The following is a 15,477-nucleotide window of genomic DNA, read 5'->3' on the forward strand; positions in this document are numbered from 1 at the left end:
GACGGGGCGTCCGGGCTCGTACTCGCGTCTCAGCCGCCCATGGCCAAGGCCAGCGAGGCGGCGAGGTCGTTGTCTTCCTCGTTGTCGACTTCGGGATCGAGGCCGAGCTTGGCGAAGGCGGCGACCTGGTTCCAGTCGACGGCGGCGAGCAGGTGGTCGGTGCCGTAATAGCCTTGCAGCACGGCGACCTGGATCACGTCGACGTAGTCGACTGCGTCGGTGTCGCGGCTGAAGTTCAGGTGCTGGGTGGGAATCGAGGCGATGGCGTCGGGGAAGTTCCAGTGCTGCAGGATACGGTCGCCGATCAGCGGGTGGATCTCGTCGATCACGAAGGCGAGGCTCTGCGGATCTTCCTGTAGTGCGGGGTGGCTTTCCGCGTAGGTCAGAATCGGCAGGGCGCCAATCTGGTGGACGAGGCCTGCCAGCGACGCCTGCTCGGGAATCAGCCTGGTGTAGTGGCGGCTCAGCACGTAGCTGATGCTGGAGACCTCCAGGCTCTTGCTCCACACCTCATGCATCTTGCGCTCGATGACGCGGGACTTGGAACGGAACAGCTGTTCCATGGCGAGGCCGACGGCAAGAGTGCTGGTGTAGTTGATGCCGAGGCGACTGATCGCCATCTGCAGATCGGTGATTTCGCTGCGCGCCCGCAGCAGCGGGCTGTTGGCAACCCGGATCAGGCGGGCGGTCAGCGCGGTGTCGCTACCGACCTCCCTGGCCAGTTCGGCAATGCCGATGTCGGGCTGCTGCGCGGCTTCACGGATGCGCAGGGCTGACTCTGGCAGGGTAGGGAGGACCAGTTGATCGTTGCTGATGGCTTGCAGCAGCTCCTGGCAGACCGTCTCGGCGAGTCGGCTCATGTCTCGATATTTCCTTGTTGATTCAGGCGTTTGCGCTCTCGGAACGAGCGACTCCGGATGCTCACGGACGGCAGTATTGCCGATCAGGCGGGCAAGTGCGAGCGATAGCCGTGGCTGGGCTGCTGGCCGGATGTTGCCGGGGGATCCCGTGACGGGATGCTGGCTTGACGCCTGAACCGCGGTGCTCGGATGCGGTGCAATTGTCACGGGGCAGCCAATGCTGCCCCGCTTGCCGGCAGGAAATGGACTGTTGCTGCCGACAGTCTCACCTGGCGGACGGGAACTCCGGCCCGCGGCCCCTACAGCGAATAGCTCCCCAACTCCCTCGCAATCAACATCCGCTGAATCTCGCTGGTCCCCTCATAGATCTGCGTGATCCGCGCATCACGGTAGTAGCGCTCCACCGGGTAGTCCTCCAGGTAGCCGTAGCCGCCGTGGATCTGGATGGCGCTGGAGCAGACCTGTTCGGCCATTTCCGAGGCGAACAGCTTGGCCTGGGAGGCTTCGGAGAGGCAGGGCAGGCCGGCACTCTTCAGGCGGGCGGCGTGCAGGGTCATCAGGCGGGCGGCGTTGAGGCGGGTGTGCATGTCGGCCAGCAGGTTGGCGATGCTCTGGTGCTCGATGATCGGCTTGCCGAACTGCACGCGCTCGCGGGCGTAGCCGAGGGCGGCCTCGAAGGCGGCGCGGGCGATGCCGAGGGCCTGGGCGGCGATGCCGATGCGCCCGCCTTCCAGGTTGGACAGGGCGATGCTCAGACCCTTGCCGCGCTCGCCGAGCAGGTTGGCCGCCGGGATGCGGCAGTTGTCGAGGCTCACCGCGCAGGTGTCGGAGGCGCGCAGGCCCATCTTGTGTTCACTGCGCTCGACGGTGAAGCCGGGGGTGTCGGTGGGCACCAGGAAGGCGGACAGGCCCTTCTTGCCCAGCTCTGGGTCGGTGATGGCGAAGACGATGGCCAGTCTGGCGCGCTTGCCGTTGCTGACGAACTGCTTGGCGCCGTTGAGCACCCAGTGCTCGCCCTGCAGTTCGGCGCGGGTACGCAGGTTGTGTGCCTCGGAGCCGGCCTGCGGCTCGGTCAGGCAGAAGCAGCCGATGGCCCGGCCGGCCGCCAGGTCCGCCAGCCAGGTTTCCTTCTGCGCCTGGCTGCCGTAGTTGAGCAGCGGGCCGCAGCCCACCGAGTTGTGGATGCTCATCAGCGCGCCGGTGGCGCCGTCGCCGGCGGAGATCTCCTCCACCGCCAGGGCGTAGGCCACGTAGTCGATGTAGCTGCCGCCCCATTCCTCGGGCACCACCATGCCGAGCAGACCCAGCTCGCCCATCTGCGCGACCAGGCCATCGGCGATCCAGCCGGCCTTTTCCCACGCCTGGGCCTGCGGGGCGATCTCGCGCTTGGCGAACTCGCGGGCCATGTCGCGGATCATGCGTTGTTCTTCGGTCAGTTCGAGGTCGTTCATCGCCGTTCTCTCTTGTTGTTCTCGGCCGATCGTCAGGCCATGTGGCGGGTCCGGCTGGTCGCCTGGCTGGGGGTGAAGAAGCTGGCGACCCGCTCGGCGGTGACGGCGTCGAGGCTGGGCGGATTCCAGCGCGGCGCCTTGTCCTTGTCGACGATCAGCGCGCGCACGCCCTCCATGATGTCGCCGCGGGCGAACCACTGGCGGTCCAGCTCGAGCTCCTGGGCGAAGCATTCGGCCAGCGACAGCTCGCGGCCGCGGCGCAGCAGCTCCAGGGTGACGCACAGGGCCAGCGGCGAGCGGCTGTCCAGCAGCCTGACGGTTTCCTCGGCCCAGTGCTGGAACTCCGGACGCGCCTCGGCCTGCAGGGAGGTGCGGATGGCGGGGATGTCCGGCCGGGAGAAGTGCTCCTCGATGGCCGGGTAGAGGGCCTTGAGTTCGGCGCCCGGCAGCTTGCGCGAGGCGAGGGTGGCGAGCAGGGTGCGCAGGGCTTCCTGCGGATGCACGCTCCAGCTCATGCCGTCGAGGCAGCGATCCAGCTCGGCGATTTGCTCGCTGGGGATGCACCAGTCGGCCAGGCCCGCGTACAGCGCATCGGCCGCACGGACCTGTACGCCGGTGACGCCCAGGTAGGTGCCCAGCTCGCCCGGCAGGCGCGGCAGGAAGTAGCTGGCGCCGACATCGGGGAAGTAGCCGATGGCGGTTTCCGGCATGCCCATCTTCACCCGCTCGGTGACCACCCGCAGCGCGGCGCCTTGCACCAGGCCCATGCCGCCGCCGAGCACGAAGCCGTCCATCAGGGCGAGGATTGGCTTGCGGTAGGCGTGGATGTACTGGTCGAGGGCGTATTCCTCGACGAAGAACTGCTCGTGCTGGCCGTCGCCGCGCTGGTAGCTGTCGTACAGCGCGCGGATGTCGCCGCCGGCGCAGAAGGCCTTTTCGCCATTGGCGCGCAGCACCACGGCGAGGATCTCCGGATCGTCGGCCCAGACCTGCAGCTGCTTGTGCAGCTGGCGGACCATCGGCAGGTTGACGGCGTTCAGCCCGGCCGGGCGGTTGAGGGTCAGGTGGCCGATGCGGTTGCACACCGTGACCAGTACGGGGGCTTCGCTCATGCCTGGTCGTCCTTGCGGTACAGGTTGATGATCGCCGAGAAGTCCAGGTTGCCGTGGCCCTGGGTGCTGAAGGTCTGGTACAGCTGCTGGGCGAGGGCGCCGAGGATCACCGGCTGGCGCACCTGCTTGGCCGCCTCGCTGGCCAGGCCCAGGTCCTTGAGCATCAGGTCGCTGCCGAAGCCGCCGCTGTAGCCGCGCGCGGCAGGCACGTTGTCCATCACGCCGGGGAAGGGGTTGTAGGTGTCGGAACTCCAGCAGCGTCCGCTGGAGGTATTGATGATGCCGGCCAGCACCTGCGGATCGACGCCCAGCGCCACGCCCAGGCTCATCGCCTCGGCCACGCCGATCATCGAGATGCCCAGCAGCATGTTGTTGGCCACCTTGGCGGCTTGGCCGTTGCCGGTGCCGCCGCAGTGGACGATGTTCTTGCCCATGGCAGCGAGGATCGGCTGGGCGCGGGCGAAGTCGGCGGCCTCGCCACCGACCATGAAGGTCAGGGTGCCGGCCGCGGCGCCGCCGGTGCCGCCGGAGACCGGGGCGTCGAGCATCGGGTTGCCGTGCTGGCGCGCGGCGGCGGCGACTTCGCGGGCGCTCTGCGGGTCAATGGTCGAGGAGTCGATCAGAAGCACGTCGGGGTGGACGTTAGCGAGCAGGCCGTCGTCGCCGAGGTAGACGCCTTTGACGTGCGCCGCGGCGGGCAGCATGGTGATGATCAGCTCGACGTCCGCCTGGGCCAGCGCGGCCGGGGAGGTCGCGGCGGTTGCGCCGGCCTCGACCAGCGAGGCGACGGCCGCGGCGGACAGGTCGAATACGGTCAGTTGGTGGCCGGCCTTGAGCAGGTTGCGCGCCATCGGCGCACCCATGTTGCCGAGACCGAGAAAGCCGATATGCATGGTGAGTCCTCTTCTTGTTCTGGTGGTGTGGCTGGCGCAGGGCAGGCGCTCCCTCTCCCGCCAGCGGGAGAGCGTCGGGGTGAGGGTGGTCCTGCTCGCCCTCACCCCCAGCCCCTCTCCCATGCATGGGAGAGGGGAGAACACCGTTCATGCGTCTGCCGGCGCCTCACTTCAGGGTGATAGTGGTGTTGACGTGGCCGACCTCGTCCTCGTCGAACCAGCGTGCGGTGACCGTCTTGGTCTGGGTGTAGAACTGCACCACCTGCTTGCCGTACGGGCCGAGGTCGCCGAGCTTGGAGCCGCGCGAGCCGGTGAAGGAGAACAGCGGCACCGGCACCGGGATCGGCACGTTGATGCCGACCTGGCCGACGTCGATCTCCTCCTGGAAGTGGCGGGCGGCGGCGCCGGAGCGGGTGAAGATGGCGGTGCCGTTGCCGTTGGGGTTGGCGTTGATGATCTCGATGGCCTCGTCCATGGTCGCCGCCTGCATCACGCAGAGCACCGGGCCGAAGATCTCTTCCCGGTAGATGGTCATCCCGGTGGTGACGCCGGAGAACACCGTTGGGGCGACGAAGTTGCCGTCGGCGTAGCCCGGCACCTGCGGGTTGCGGCCGTCGAGCAGCAGCTCGGCGCCTTCCTCGATGCCCCTGGCGATCAGGCCGTTGACCCGCTCCAGGGCGGCGCGCGAGATCAGCGGGCCGACGTCGGTGCCCGGCTCGGTGCCGCCGCTGACCCTGAGGGTCCTGGCCTTCTCTACCAGCTCCGGCAGCCAGGCCTGCGCCTCGCCGACCAGGATTACCACCGACAGCGCCATGCAGCGCTGACCGGCCGCGCCGAAGCAGGAGCCGACCAGGTTGGCCAGGGTCTGCTGCTTGTGGGCGTCGGGCAGGACGATGGCGTGGTTCTTGGCGCCCATCATGCACTGCGCGCGCTTGCCGCTGAGCGAAGCGCGGTTGTAGACGTGGGTGCCGACCTTGGTCGAGCCGACGAAGGACACCGCTTTGATGTCCGGGTGGTCGCAGATCAGGTTCACCGCCTCGGCACCGCCGTGGATCACGTTGAGCACGCCCGCCGGGATGCCGGCCTGCAGCGCCAGTTCGGCCAGGCGCATGGTGACCATCGGGTCCTGCTCGGAGGGCTTGAGGACGAAGGTGTTGCCGGTGGCGATGGCCATCGGGAACATCCACAGCGGGATCATCGCCGGGAAGTTGAACGGGGTGATGCCGGCGCACACGCCCAGCGGCTGGTTGAGGGTGTAGGTGTCGACGCCGCCGGCCACGTTGTTGGCCAGCTCGCCGAGCTGCAGGCTGCCGATGTTGGCGGCATGCTCGACCACTTCCAGACCGCGGAACACGTCGCCCTCGGCGTCCGGCAAGGTCTTGCCCTGTTCGGCGGTGAGGATCGCCGCCAGCTCCTTCATGTTTTCGCGGATCAGCTGCTGGTACTTGAGGAAGATGCGGGCGCGGGCGCCGATCGGGGTCTTGCGCCAGGTCTTGAAGGCGGCCTTGGCGCTGGCCACGGCGGCGTTCATCTCATCGACGGTGGCGAAGGGCACGCGGGCCAGCACTTCCTGGGTGGCCGGGTTGACGACGTCGCGCCACTCGGTGGTTTGCGATTCGACGAACTCGCCGTTGATCAGCAGCTTGACGGTGGGGATGGAGCGGGTAGCGGTCATGTTCACCTCGCCTCGAAGGCTTTCCTTGTAGTTGTTCTGGCCGGTGATGCTGGCTCTGGAAATCAAGCTAGCAGTGGAAAATTGCCAGTGGTAGCCGGGCGATTTGCACATCGGCTCTGCAAATCTGCACAATGGCGGCGAAACGCCCGTGCCTGGGCACTCCGGGAGCCACCGATGGACTGGGACAACCTGCGCTATTTCCTCGAACTGTCACGCGCCGGCACGCTGACTGCGGCGGCGCGGCGCCTGGAAGTGGACCACACCACGGTGGCGCGCCGGGTGCAGGCGCTGGAGAAGCAGTTCGGCCAGCCGCTGTTCATCCGCGGCGGCGCCGGCTACAGCCTGGCCGAGGCCGGACGGCGCCTGCTGGCCCAGGCCGAGGCGATGGAGAGCGCCTTCCTGGCCATCGAGCAGCCGGGGGAGGGCGGCCCGGACACTCTGTCCGGCTCGGTGCGCATCGGTGCCACCGAGGGCTACGGCGTCGCCCTGCTGGCCGGGCAACTGGCCGGCCTCGGGCAGCGCTACCCGCACCTGGGCATTGACCTCTTGGCAGTGCCGCGCACCGTGCATCTGGCGCGTCACGAGGCGGACATCGTCATCACCCTGGAGCGTCCGCAGCGCGGGCCGTACATCATCACCCGCCTCACCGACTACGTGCTGCGCCTGTACGGCTCGCGCGACTATCTGGCGCGGCATGCGCCGATCCGCCGCCGCGAGGATCTGCGCCAGCACCGCTTCGTCAGCTACATCGAGGACCTGCTGTACAGCAAGGAACTCTACTACCTGGACGAGATCGGCCGCCCCGGCCAGGTCGCCCTGCGCAGCACCAGCATCCTCGCCCAGCAGAACGCGGTGCTGGCCAATGCCGGGCTGGCGATCCTGCCGAGCTTCACCGCGCGCCGCGAGCCGTCGCTGGTCGAGGTGCTGGCCGGGGACATCGAGTTCGTGCGTACCTTCTGGATGCTGATGCCGGCGGAGAACAAGGACCTGGCGCGCATGCGGGTGTGCTGGGATTTCCTGCGCACGATGGCCGGGCAGAATCAGGACCTGATGCTCGGGCGCTGAATCGGTCGAGTCCGGCGCGGGCTATGATCTCCAGTGGCAGTGATCGCCAATGCGCTCGATTCAGTTTCAATTAAGCGGTGCTGGTTAGAGTGACTCCATCGAAAGCCACTCACTCCCCAGGAGACTGAAGATGAACAAACTCGCCGCCCTGCTTGCCACTGCCCTGATCGCCGCCACCGCCGGGGTCGCCCAGGCCCGCGACCTCGGGCCGGACGAGGCGCTCAAACTGCGCGATGCGGGTACCATCATGTCCTTCGAGAAGCTCAACGCCGCGGCCATCGCCAAGCACCCGGGTTCTGCCGTCGAGGAGACCGAGTTGGAAGAGGAATACGGCCGCTACGTCTACCAGGTCGAGCTGCGTGACGCCCAGGGCGTGCAGTGGGATCTGGAGCTGGATGCCACCAACGGCGAGATCCTCAAGGACCACCAGGACGACTGATGCGCAAATTCACGCCCTTGATTGCCGCGTTTGGCCTGATCCTGATTGCCACGGCCCAGGCCCGCGATCTGGATCAGGACGAGGCCCTGCGCCTGCGCCAGGAGGGCGTGATCCAGCCGCTGCAGCAGTTGCTGCAGCAGGCCATGCAGCGCTATCCCGGCGCGCGCCTGCTGGAGGCCGAGCTGGAAGAGGAGGATGAGCAGTACGTCTACGAGGTCGAGCTGCTCACCGTGGACGGTCAGGTGCGCGAGCTGGAGCTGGATGCGGTCAGCGGCCGCGTGCTGAAGGACGAGGAGGACGACTGATGCGCCTGCTGCTGGTGGAGGACAACGTGGCCCTCGCCGACGAACTGCTCGCCGACCTGACCCGCCAGGGCTACGCCGTGGACTGGCTGGCCGACGGCCGCGATGCCCTGGTGCAGGGCGCCACAGAACCCTACGACCTGGTGGTCCTCGACCTCGGCCTGCCCGGCATGCCGGGGCTGGACGTGTTGCGTCAGTGGCGCAGCGACGGCCTGGCCACCCCGGTGCTGGTGCTCACCGCGCGCGGCAGCTGGGCCGAGCGCATCGACGGTCTCAAGGCCGGTGCCGACGACTACCTGAGCAAACCCTTCCACCCCGAGGAGCTGGCCCTGCGCATCCAGGCGCTGCTGCGCCGCGCCCACGGGCTGGCCAACCAGAGCGAGCTGAAGGCCGCCGGCCTGGCGCTCGACGAGGCGCGCCAGTGCGTGCGCCGCGGTGACGAGGAGGTGCCGCTCACCGCCGGCGAATTTCGCCTGCTGCGCTACTTTATGCTGCATCCGGGGCAGATCCTCTCCAAGACCCAGCTCAACGACCATATCTACGACGGCGAGAGCGAGCGCGACTCCAACGTCATCGAGGTGCACGTCAATCACCTGCGCCGCAAGCTCGGACGCGAGGTGATCGAGACCCGTCGCGGGCAGGGCTACCGCTACGCCGGCGATGCGGAGCAGGGCGGGTGAGGTCGATCCAGCGCCGCCTCGGCCTCGGTCTGGCGGCGACTTTGCTGCTGTTCATGCTGGCCCTGCTGCAGGGCAGCCTCTGGCTGTTCGACAGCGGCCTGCGCCGCTACCACGAAAGCAACCTGCAGGACGAGGCGGAAACCCTGCTCACCGCCCTGGTGCGCGGCGAGCAGGGCGTGCAGCTGGACGAGCGGCGCCTGCATCCGGCCTACCAGCGCGCCTATTCCGGACGCTATTTCCGCATCGACTTCGCCGACGAGGTCTGGCGCTCGCGCTCGCTGTGGGACAGCGAGTTGCCGCGCCCCGCCCGCAGGGGGTTGGCGCCGACCCTGGCCGAGGGCGTCGCCGGTCAGCAACTGCTGCTCTATCGCGGCGACTATCGGCGTTTCGGCCAGCAACTCAGCATCAGCGTGGCGCAGGACTACACCCCGGTGCTCAGCAGTCTGACGCGCATCCGCTGGCTGGGTCTGGGCCTGGGGGCCGGCAGCCTGCTGTTGGTGCTGGTGCTGCAATGGCTGACCGTGCGCCGCGCGCTGGCGCCGCTGGAGCGGGTGCGCCGGCAGATCGCCGAGCTGCAGGCCGGCCGCCTCGGCGAGCTGGACCGCGACGTGCCGCGCGAGCTGGAGCCGCTGGTGGGGCAGATCAACCACCTGCTGCGCCACACCGAAGACACCCTCAGGCGCTCGCGGCATGCCCTCGGCAACCTCGGCCATGCGCTGAAGACGCCGCTGGCGGTGCTGGTTAGCTTGGCCAACCGCGAGGAACTGCGCGCCCATCCGGCCCTGCGCGCCACCCTGCGCGAGCTGCTGGAGCAGATCGACCAGCGCCTGGCTCGCGAGCTGGGCCGCGCGCGGCTGGCCGGCGAGGCGCTGCCCGGCGCGCACTTCGACTGCGCCGCCGAGCTGCCGGCGCTGTGCGCCACCCTCCGGCATATCCATCCGCACGTCGACATCGACTGGCAGGCGCGGCCCGGCCTGCGCCTGCCGTGGGATCGCGAGGACCTGCTGGAGGCGCTCGGCAACCTGCTCGACAACGCCTGCAAGTGGGCGGACAGCAAGGTCGCGGTCAGCGCCGGCGAGGATGACGAGGGCTACTGGCTGTGCGTCGAGGACGACGGCCCGGGCATCGCCCTGGAGCAGCGCGAGGCGGTGATCGCCCGCGGCAGCCGCCTCGACGAGCAGGTCGCCGGCCACGGTCTGGGCCTGGCCATCGTCCGCGACATCGCCCAGGCCTGCGGCGGCAGCCTGAGCCTGGAGGACAGCGCCGCACTCGGCGGGCTGCGCGCGCGGCTGCGCCTGCCACGCCGCGCGCTCGCGTGATCCTGTAGGGGCGAGTTCATTCGCCTGACCGGCACCACGCTGGCGAGTGAATTCGCCCCTACGCCCGCCCCCTGCGCTCCCTGCTGCGACCAAGTGTCTCGCTCGGTCTTTTTTCATACCCATGGGAGTATTCTGGCTGCAGCCCGCACGCCAACGGTGTTCCGCACAGCGACTAGAGTGGATTACTGGTCGCCGCCGGATTGGCGTCCGCCGGTCGAGGAGCTGTCGTCATGCCGCAAGTCCCCCCGCAGTCGCCGTGGCGCATCCCGCTGGTGCGCGAGATCGGCGTCATCCTGCTGGTCAAGCTGGCCATCCTGCTGACCATCAAGGCGGTCTGGTTCACCGAACCCACGGTGCCGGAGAACGGCACCGCCCGGGTCAGCGAGCGTCTGCTCGGCACCCCGCAAACCTCTCCCGCATCCCTGAACGAGGAGGAGCCGAGATGATCTCGGAAGCCGTCGTCGACCTGTCGCGTCTGCAATTCGCCATGACCGCGATGTACCACTTCCTGTTCGTGCCATTGACGCTCGGGCTGGCCTTCCTGCTGGCGATCATGGAGTCGGTCTACGTGATGACCGGCAAGCAGGTCTGTATTAGTGATCCCACAAATATCCTAGAGTGCGAGTGAGTGAGTGATTCACATTGATTTGTAAGGATATTTTCTTGGGCATGTTTTAGGGGCTCTGTTCACAGCAACTCCTAAATCTTTGGCCTCGTGTTGGCTTGCTAGGGCCGCCTCCAGCACAATTTGCTGGCTGCCAGTCTTAGCCAGATACCCTTGGCTTTAGCGACGGCTGACCCGTGCGCCGCAGCGGCCCAAGTCGACCTCGCCGACGTAGGGGGGGCGCTACCGCTCCCATTCGCTGACGGGGTACTGGCGGATCAATGGCGGCTTTCGGCCGATTCTGTTGAAAAAGGCGGTCCTGCCTTCGTTGGCTCGCACAAAGCCGAGAAAATCCTCGGCTGAGGCGTAGCTACGCGAAATCTGGAGCAGTTCGGATCCTGCATTTGCCCAGATTTCAACGTCAGCCGCTCACTTTCGCCGGCAGAATCTGAAGAGGGACTTTTTCAACAGAATCGGCTACAAGCTGTCGGTCAGTGTGGATCGCCGGCACAAGCTGATCCGCTGCGTGCGGGTGAGCGATGCCAGCGAGGCCGACACCCGGCACCTGGTCGATGTGCTCGACCGGAGGAACAGCAGCAGGGACTTCTGGGCGGATCGCGGCTACCACGACAAGCCTCGCGAGCAGTGGCTACGGATGATCGGCTGGCGACCGCATATCCAGCGCAAGAGCCAGGCAGGCAAGCCCATCAGCCAGCGAAGCAAAGCACGGAACAAACGCATCGCCAGCCCCCGGGCTCGAGTCGAACATGTCTTTGCCAGCCTCGCGCAGATGGGCGGCAAGATGATCCGAAGCATTGGCCTGGTCCGCGCGGAGTTTGGGCTGATGGTCAAGTCGGCGGTCTACAACCTCAAGCGGATGTCGACTCTGCTGGAAGTGGCGTGAGCCAGGGGCCGGTTGCGTGATGCAACCGGCCATTCATGAGGCTTGGCGAGTGTCAGAGTCGGCGCTCAGATGTCGGTGAGCTGCATTTTTGTAGCCTGGCTCAGTGCGAGTAGCCGTTTTTAGAGGTGCCCTTGAGGCGCTGCTGGCAGCAGCCTAACTTTGTTACTCGTCGATGGTGGTTCGCAACCTTCTTACAAGTTCAATTCCATCCTTGCCGGGCTGGAGCTCATATGGTAAAGCTTGAAGCGATATCCCCTCCGAGCCGGGTATCGAATCAAGAAGCAGCAGACAGTAATCAATCATGGAGTCAATGAGCTCAGGAAGATCACCCTCCCCAATTTCATGGGAATATTCCTCTTCCCCGAAAACTGCCTTGTAATCATTATGCGCGATCATCTTGTGCCTAAATTGCGTAGCCCCCAACGCCTCGAATCTGTTTTCTATGTAAACTTTATGCTGATTTAGCTCATTATTCATGTATTGCTGATATTTCTTTGCTAAATATGAAAGCGAAAAATTATCGCGCCTTCCGAACTCAGGCCGATCAAGCGTGGCGGCCATTCGGGTGAGGATGCTAACGAACATTGACTTTCTGATGATCTTAAATTGCTCTGGAGCTGTCGCATTTAAAGTCGCAACGCTATCGCTTACGCAAAATAGCTGTTCAAAAAGAATAATCTCTCGCTTGATATCCGCAAGATAGCTAAGGAAAAGAGAAACATCTTTTGCTGCAGATTTTGTATCAGTCACTTCAACTCCCTATAACATTCCAAGTTGATCTGTCAGCCCGCCCCGGCCGCTATCCTTGCTTGATTCGCTCCCAGCAGGTGAAGGAATGGCGTTGTCAAGGACTGGTTGGTAAATCCTCCCGGGGCGAAGTAGCGGCCCTCTGTCTCTGACTGTCAGAGGCTTCGGCCTCCTATTGGCCCCTTATGCGCCCTGATAGCCGCGGCAAGCTCATGAATCTTTTTCTTGCGATCGCTATAGCACTCCTCGACCAGAAGACACATAACTTGAAATGCGTGCTCTGCATCTTTGTGAGTAATGCTGGAGCCTGAATGGCTACCTTCATTCCCGAGCCAACGAAGCGCATCAAGCAAATTGTACTCATTTGACGTTTCCTGGAGCTGCTTAATCCTATTCCCGAAGCTCATAAACGCTCCAGGCTGAGGCTCAGGAACTCCCAGCGATGTCAGAATTTCCTCAGCAGCCATCCGCAAACTGTTACAGCACGCGGCCGGATGTGCATAGTACAGTGCTGATGCCGACTCAAGATGAGCCTGCACTTCCTTTGGTGTGGCGAGCGGGCACGCTATAAATTTAAGCCCTGGAAAAAAATTCTTTGGCCGTAAATATGTCACCCAACGCCTAGACCATCCGTCATTTTCGTCAATTTCGTACTCTTCCTCCAAGAAGCCGTCGCCATGGAGAAATACCAAGTCATTACAGTTCTGACAAATTAGGGCAAGGCGGAATACATACTCTTCATGTTCCGGCTCCCACCAATCCTGACCTCGCATGCGCTCGCTGTCGGCTGTTGCCTTAACTAACAAATCGTCTTTTTTCAAAGATTCTTTATTACAGCTCGGGCAAGTGTATTCAGGAAGATTCTCTGTCGAGAAAACGGTGGTGAAGTTCTGGTTGTTCAATGTCAGCTCCATGCTAGTCCGGCCCCATTCTGGCCCCCGACCCTACCCCATAATTACCTTTCAAGCCAATGGCGAGGCTTCGCGGTGCGGCATGCTCCAACCGGTCTGCCAGGAGACCCGGCTCCCCTATCCCGGCAGCTGCACTCTCTGCCTTCAGAACCGACCAGCTCCGAACGACGCAAGGGATAGCCATGACCCTGGTGCTGTACGTAGCCGGCCGCTACCGCGAGCCGGATCGGGCAGATATTGACCGGATGGAGCCGAATTCGAACGACCGCTATTGGCCCAGGCCGTGTAAAAACACCGGCAGTGGTGGATATGCGGATGTCGGGCTGTTTTCGCGGTCTCCCAGGGGCCACGTGAGCGCATGGAGTGTCGGACTGAGTCGGGCAGTTGGTTCGGGAGGATTTGGTTTCCGCGACGCCTCCGATGAGCCCAGAAGGCCACCAACGGGGCTTCAGGCCTTCATTGCCGTCATCAGTGCGTTGCTACCCAGCAGTTTCAGCACCCGTTTGAAGTTGTAGGCGAGCACATGCAGGCTCATCTCGGTACTCACCCGGTCGATCGTTCTGGTGAGGAAATGGGTAGCGCCCATCCAGGACTTCAGCGTGCCGAACGGGTGCTCGACCGTCTGACGGCGGATTCGCATCATCTCTGGCGCTTGATCCAGACGACTCTGCATCGCCTCGAGTACGGACTCATGCTCCCAGCGGCTCACTCGTCGCTCTGGGCTAGACGTGCAGTGCTCTTTCAGCGCGCAACCTTGGCAATGCGAACTCCAGTAACGGTGCAGCTTCAGCCCTTTCTCGACGCTTGAGAAACGCTAGATCAGGCTTTGCCCAGCAGGGCATCGGTATTCGTTCTTTGCTGCGTTATAGATGAAATCACCTTTGCCAAAGCGGCCAGCCGCTGTCGCTCCTGAGGTCAGCGTCTTGGGTACGAAAACAGTGATTCCAGCTTCATGGCACGCCAGGATTTCTTCGCCTTTGAAATACCCCCTGTCTGCGACCGCCGAGAGTTCCTCGACGCCCATGGCTTCTCGGGCTTGCTTGGCCATTGAACTCAGTTGGTCTCGATCGACTCCGTCGTTCGTGACCTCATGCGTCACGATCAGGTGGTGCTTCGCGTAGACCGCCGCCTGCACGTTGTAGCCGACCATTCCGGTGCCACGCGTCTTCATCGAGCGGGCATCGGGATCGGTCAGGGAGATCTGTTTATCCGGTGTTTCGTTGAGCTGAACCTCGATTTCCTTGAGCTCCTGCATCTTGGCTTTCAAGGTCGCGATCTTGTCGTGGAGGCGTTCGGCTTTGACCTGAGCAACGGCAGGTTCCTGACGATCTGCGGTATCGAGCGCCGTCAGGTAACGATTGATGCTGGACTCGATCTCCGCCATTCGCCGTTGAAGCTTGGCGCTGGTGAAATTGCGGTCGCGATTGTTGACCGCCTTGAACTTGCTGCCATCGATGGCCACAAGCGCTTCCGAGAACAGACCAAGCTGCTGGCACAGCACCACGAACTGCCGACAGACGCCGCGGATTGCCTTGCCGTTATCCTTGCGAAAATTGGCGATGGTCTTGAAATCCGGCATCAGACGTCCGGTCAGCCACATCAACTCAACGTTGCGCTGAGCTTCGCGTTCGAGACGGCGACTGGACTGGATGCGATTGAGGTAGCCGTAGATGTAGATCTTCAGCAGGTCGGCAGGATGGTAGGCAGGTCTGCCGGTTTCCGCCGGAACGATACCGTCGAAGCCTAGTGCGCCAAGGTCGAGTTCATCGACGAAAACATCGACCACCCGCACCGGGTTGGTGTCCGCCACATAGTCATCCAGGCTCTCGGGAAGCAGCGTGCTTTGGCCTCGATGCTCTCCCTGGATGAAACGCTTCATGGGCCGCCCCCGCTATGAAACCTGCCAGCAGCATAGCAAGGTCTCTGGCCACGTTTTTACACACTCTGGGCCGAAAGAGGCCATCCTGCTCACGATTCAGCGACCGGACATACCGTTCTCTAGCCCCCTCAAAAAGTGACGATAAAATCCGTTATCGTCACTTTCTGGCAGACGGCTGCGAACTCCTGCGCCATAGGGGTTGTTGGCACCGGCTCGACGGCGCTTCCCCCCGCGGACACCTCATGCCCACCGCCGCCAAGGAGGCCCAGCTGCCCATCACCCTGCCGATCGAAGACAGGGACAACGAGCCTGCCGTGCGCCTGCCCGCCGACGTTGTGCAACGCCTCGACCTCCAGGTCGGGGATTCGCTGTATCTGGTCGAAGCCTGGTCCTGTCGAAGACACCGCTGATCCCCAGCAGGGCCGATGCCCTGGCCGCCCAGTGGGAGCGCGAGCTCACCGAGGAGCAGGCCAAGTCCGCGCCGCCGGATTCGCCCAAGGACGAATGAACCGTATTTTGGCTTTCAAGCTGCCTTTTCGGGTTGGCTTGCGCTTTGCCACTCAGAACTAGGTAATCCCTTCGAGGCACCAGTGGGTGCAGCACGCCATCGACATCAAGAAGGAGGATGCTGCGAGT

At 64.3% G+C, this 15,477-nt stretch carries 15 protein-coding genes and 2 pseudogenes; 9 read left to right on the forward strand and 8 right to left on the reverse strand.

Annotated elements, in window-relative coordinates; all coding sequences use genetic code 11:
• Positions 1–29: 29 nt before the first annotated feature.
• From BM297_RS04110 to BM297_RS04130, 5 genes are all read right to left on the reverse strand, one after another.
• On the reverse strand, positions 30–860 hold the full coding sequence (locus tag BM297_RS04110; protein WP_092428554.1) for an HDOD domain-containing protein: 831 nt from the start codon (positions 858–860) through the stop codon (positions 30–32).
• A gap of 299 nt (positions 861–1,159) precedes the next feature.
• Positions 1,160–2,311, reverse strand: coding sequence for an acyl-CoA dehydrogenase family protein (locus tag BM297_RS04115; RefSeq protein ID WP_092428556.1), 1,152 nt, complete (start codon positions 2,309–2,311; stop codon positions 1,160–1,162).
• Between the two features lie 32 nt (positions 2,312–2,343).
• Entirely contained in the window at positions 2,344–3,423 is a 1,080-nt protein-coding gene (locus BM297_RS04120) for an enoyl-CoA hydratase/isomerase family protein (protein WP_092428558.1), read from the reverse strand.
• Positions 3,420–4,316, reverse strand: a complete 897-nt coding sequence (mmsB, locus tag BM297_RS04125) for a 3-hydroxyisobutyrate dehydrogenase (RefSeq protein WP_092428560.1) — start codon at positions 4,314–4,316, stop codon at positions 3,420–3,422. The genes BM297_RS04120 and mmsB overlap by 4 nt, the downstream gene beginning before the upstream one ends.
• Positions 4,317–4,482: 166 nt before the next feature.
• The gene (locus tag BM297_RS04130; protein ID WP_092428562.1) at positions 4,483–5,991 is read right to left on the reverse strand and encodes a CoA-acylating methylmalonate-semialdehyde dehydrogenase; all 1,509 of its coding nucleotides are present in this window, start codon (positions 5,989–5,991) and stop codon (positions 4,483–4,485) included.
• A 174-nt stretch (positions 5,992–6,165) separates the two neighbouring features.
• Between BM297_RS04130 and BM297_RS04135 the strand changes: the two genes are divergently transcribed.
• The 8 genes and pseudogenes from BM297_RS04135 (at position 6,166) to BM297_RS04170 (ending at position 11,304) form a co-directional block, all read left to right on the forward strand.
• Positions 6,166–7,056, forward strand: a complete 891-nt coding sequence (locus tag BM297_RS04135) for a LysR family transcriptional regulator (protein WP_092428564.1) — start codon at positions 6,166–6,168, stop codon at positions 7,054–7,056.
• Between the two features lie 130 nt (positions 7,057–7,186).
• Positions 7,187–7,495 (forward strand): PepSY domain-containing protein, encoded by a 309-nt coding sequence (locus BM297_RS04140; protein ID WP_092428566.1) that lies wholly within the window; start codon positions 7,187–7,189, stop codon positions 7,493–7,495.
• Positions 7,495–7,800 (forward strand): PepSY domain-containing protein, encoded by a 306-nt coding sequence (locus tag BM297_RS04145; protein WP_092428568.1) that lies wholly within the window; start codon positions 7,495–7,497, stop codon positions 7,798–7,800. Before BM297_RS04140 ends, BM297_RS04145 begins: the two co-directional genes overlap by 1 nt.
• Positions 7,800–8,477: a response regulator transcription factor gene (locus tag BM297_RS04150; RefSeq protein ID WP_092428570.1), complete on the forward strand. Its 678-nt coding sequence runs from the start codon at positions 7,800–7,802 to the stop codon at positions 8,475–8,477. Before BM297_RS04145 ends, BM297_RS04150 begins: the two co-directional genes overlap by 1 nt.
• Positions 8,474–9,796, forward strand: coding sequence for an ATP-binding protein (locus BM297_RS04155; protein ID WP_092428572.1), 1,323 nt, complete (start codon positions 8,474–8,476; stop codon positions 9,794–9,796). Before BM297_RS04150 ends, BM297_RS04155 begins: the two co-directional genes overlap by 4 nt.
• Before the next feature lie 230 nt (positions 9,797–10,026).
• Positions 10,027–10,242, forward strand: coding sequence for a cytochrome oxidase putative small subunit CydP (gene cydP, locus BM297_RS04160; RefSeq protein WP_092428574.1), 216 nt, complete (start codon positions 10,027–10,029; stop codon positions 10,240–10,242).
• Positions 10,239–10,385: pseudogene (locus tag BM297_RS04165) on the forward strand (cytochrome ubiquinol oxidase subunit I); the annotation flags it as partial. The gene cydP and the pseudogene BM297_RS04165, both read left to right, overlap by 4 nt.
• Before the next feature lie 511 nt (positions 10,386–10,896).
• Positions 10,897–11,304: a transposase gene (locus tag BM297_RS04170; RefSeq protein WP_245768199.1), complete on the forward strand. Its 408-nt coding sequence runs from the start codon at positions 10,897–10,899 to the stop codon at positions 11,302–11,304.
• Positions 11,305–11,466: 162 nt separating this feature from the next.
• Here the strand turns inward: BM297_RS04170 and BM297_RS04175 are convergent, their stop codons facing one another.
• The 3 genes and pseudogenes from BM297_RS04175 to BM297_RS04185 form a co-directional block, all read right to left on the reverse strand.
• Complete coding sequence (locus BM297_RS04175) at positions 11,467–12,054, reverse strand: AbiU2 domain-containing protein (protein ID WP_139231016.1); 588 nt, start codon at positions 12,052–12,054, stop codon at positions 11,467–11,469.
• A gap of 152 nt (positions 12,055–12,206) precedes the next feature.
• A complete protein-coding gene (locus BM297_RS04180) occupies positions 12,207–12,953 on the reverse strand; it encodes a DUF4145 domain-containing protein (protein WP_175526594.1) in 747 nt (248 codons plus the stop codon).
• A gap of 457 nt (positions 12,954–13,410) precedes the next feature.
• Positions 13,411–14,841, reverse strand: a pseudogene (locus tag BM297_RS04185) (IS1182 family transposase).
• 242 nt (positions 14,842–15,083) lie between these two features.
• Here BM297_RS04185 and BM297_RS22340 point away from each other — a divergent pair.
• Positions 15,084–15,251 (forward strand): AbrB/MazE/SpoVT family DNA-binding domain-containing protein, encoded by a 168-nt coding sequence (locus BM297_RS22340; protein WP_342742274.1) that lies wholly within the window; start codon positions 15,084–15,086, stop codon positions 15,249–15,251.
• Positions 15,252–15,477 lie beyond the last annotated feature (226 nt).

The sequence above is a fragment of the Geopseudomonas sagittaria genome (assembly GCF_900115715.1).
Lineage (GTDB): Bacteria > Pseudomonadota > Gammaproteobacteria > Pseudomonadales > Pseudomonadaceae > Geopseudomonas > Geopseudomonas sagittaria.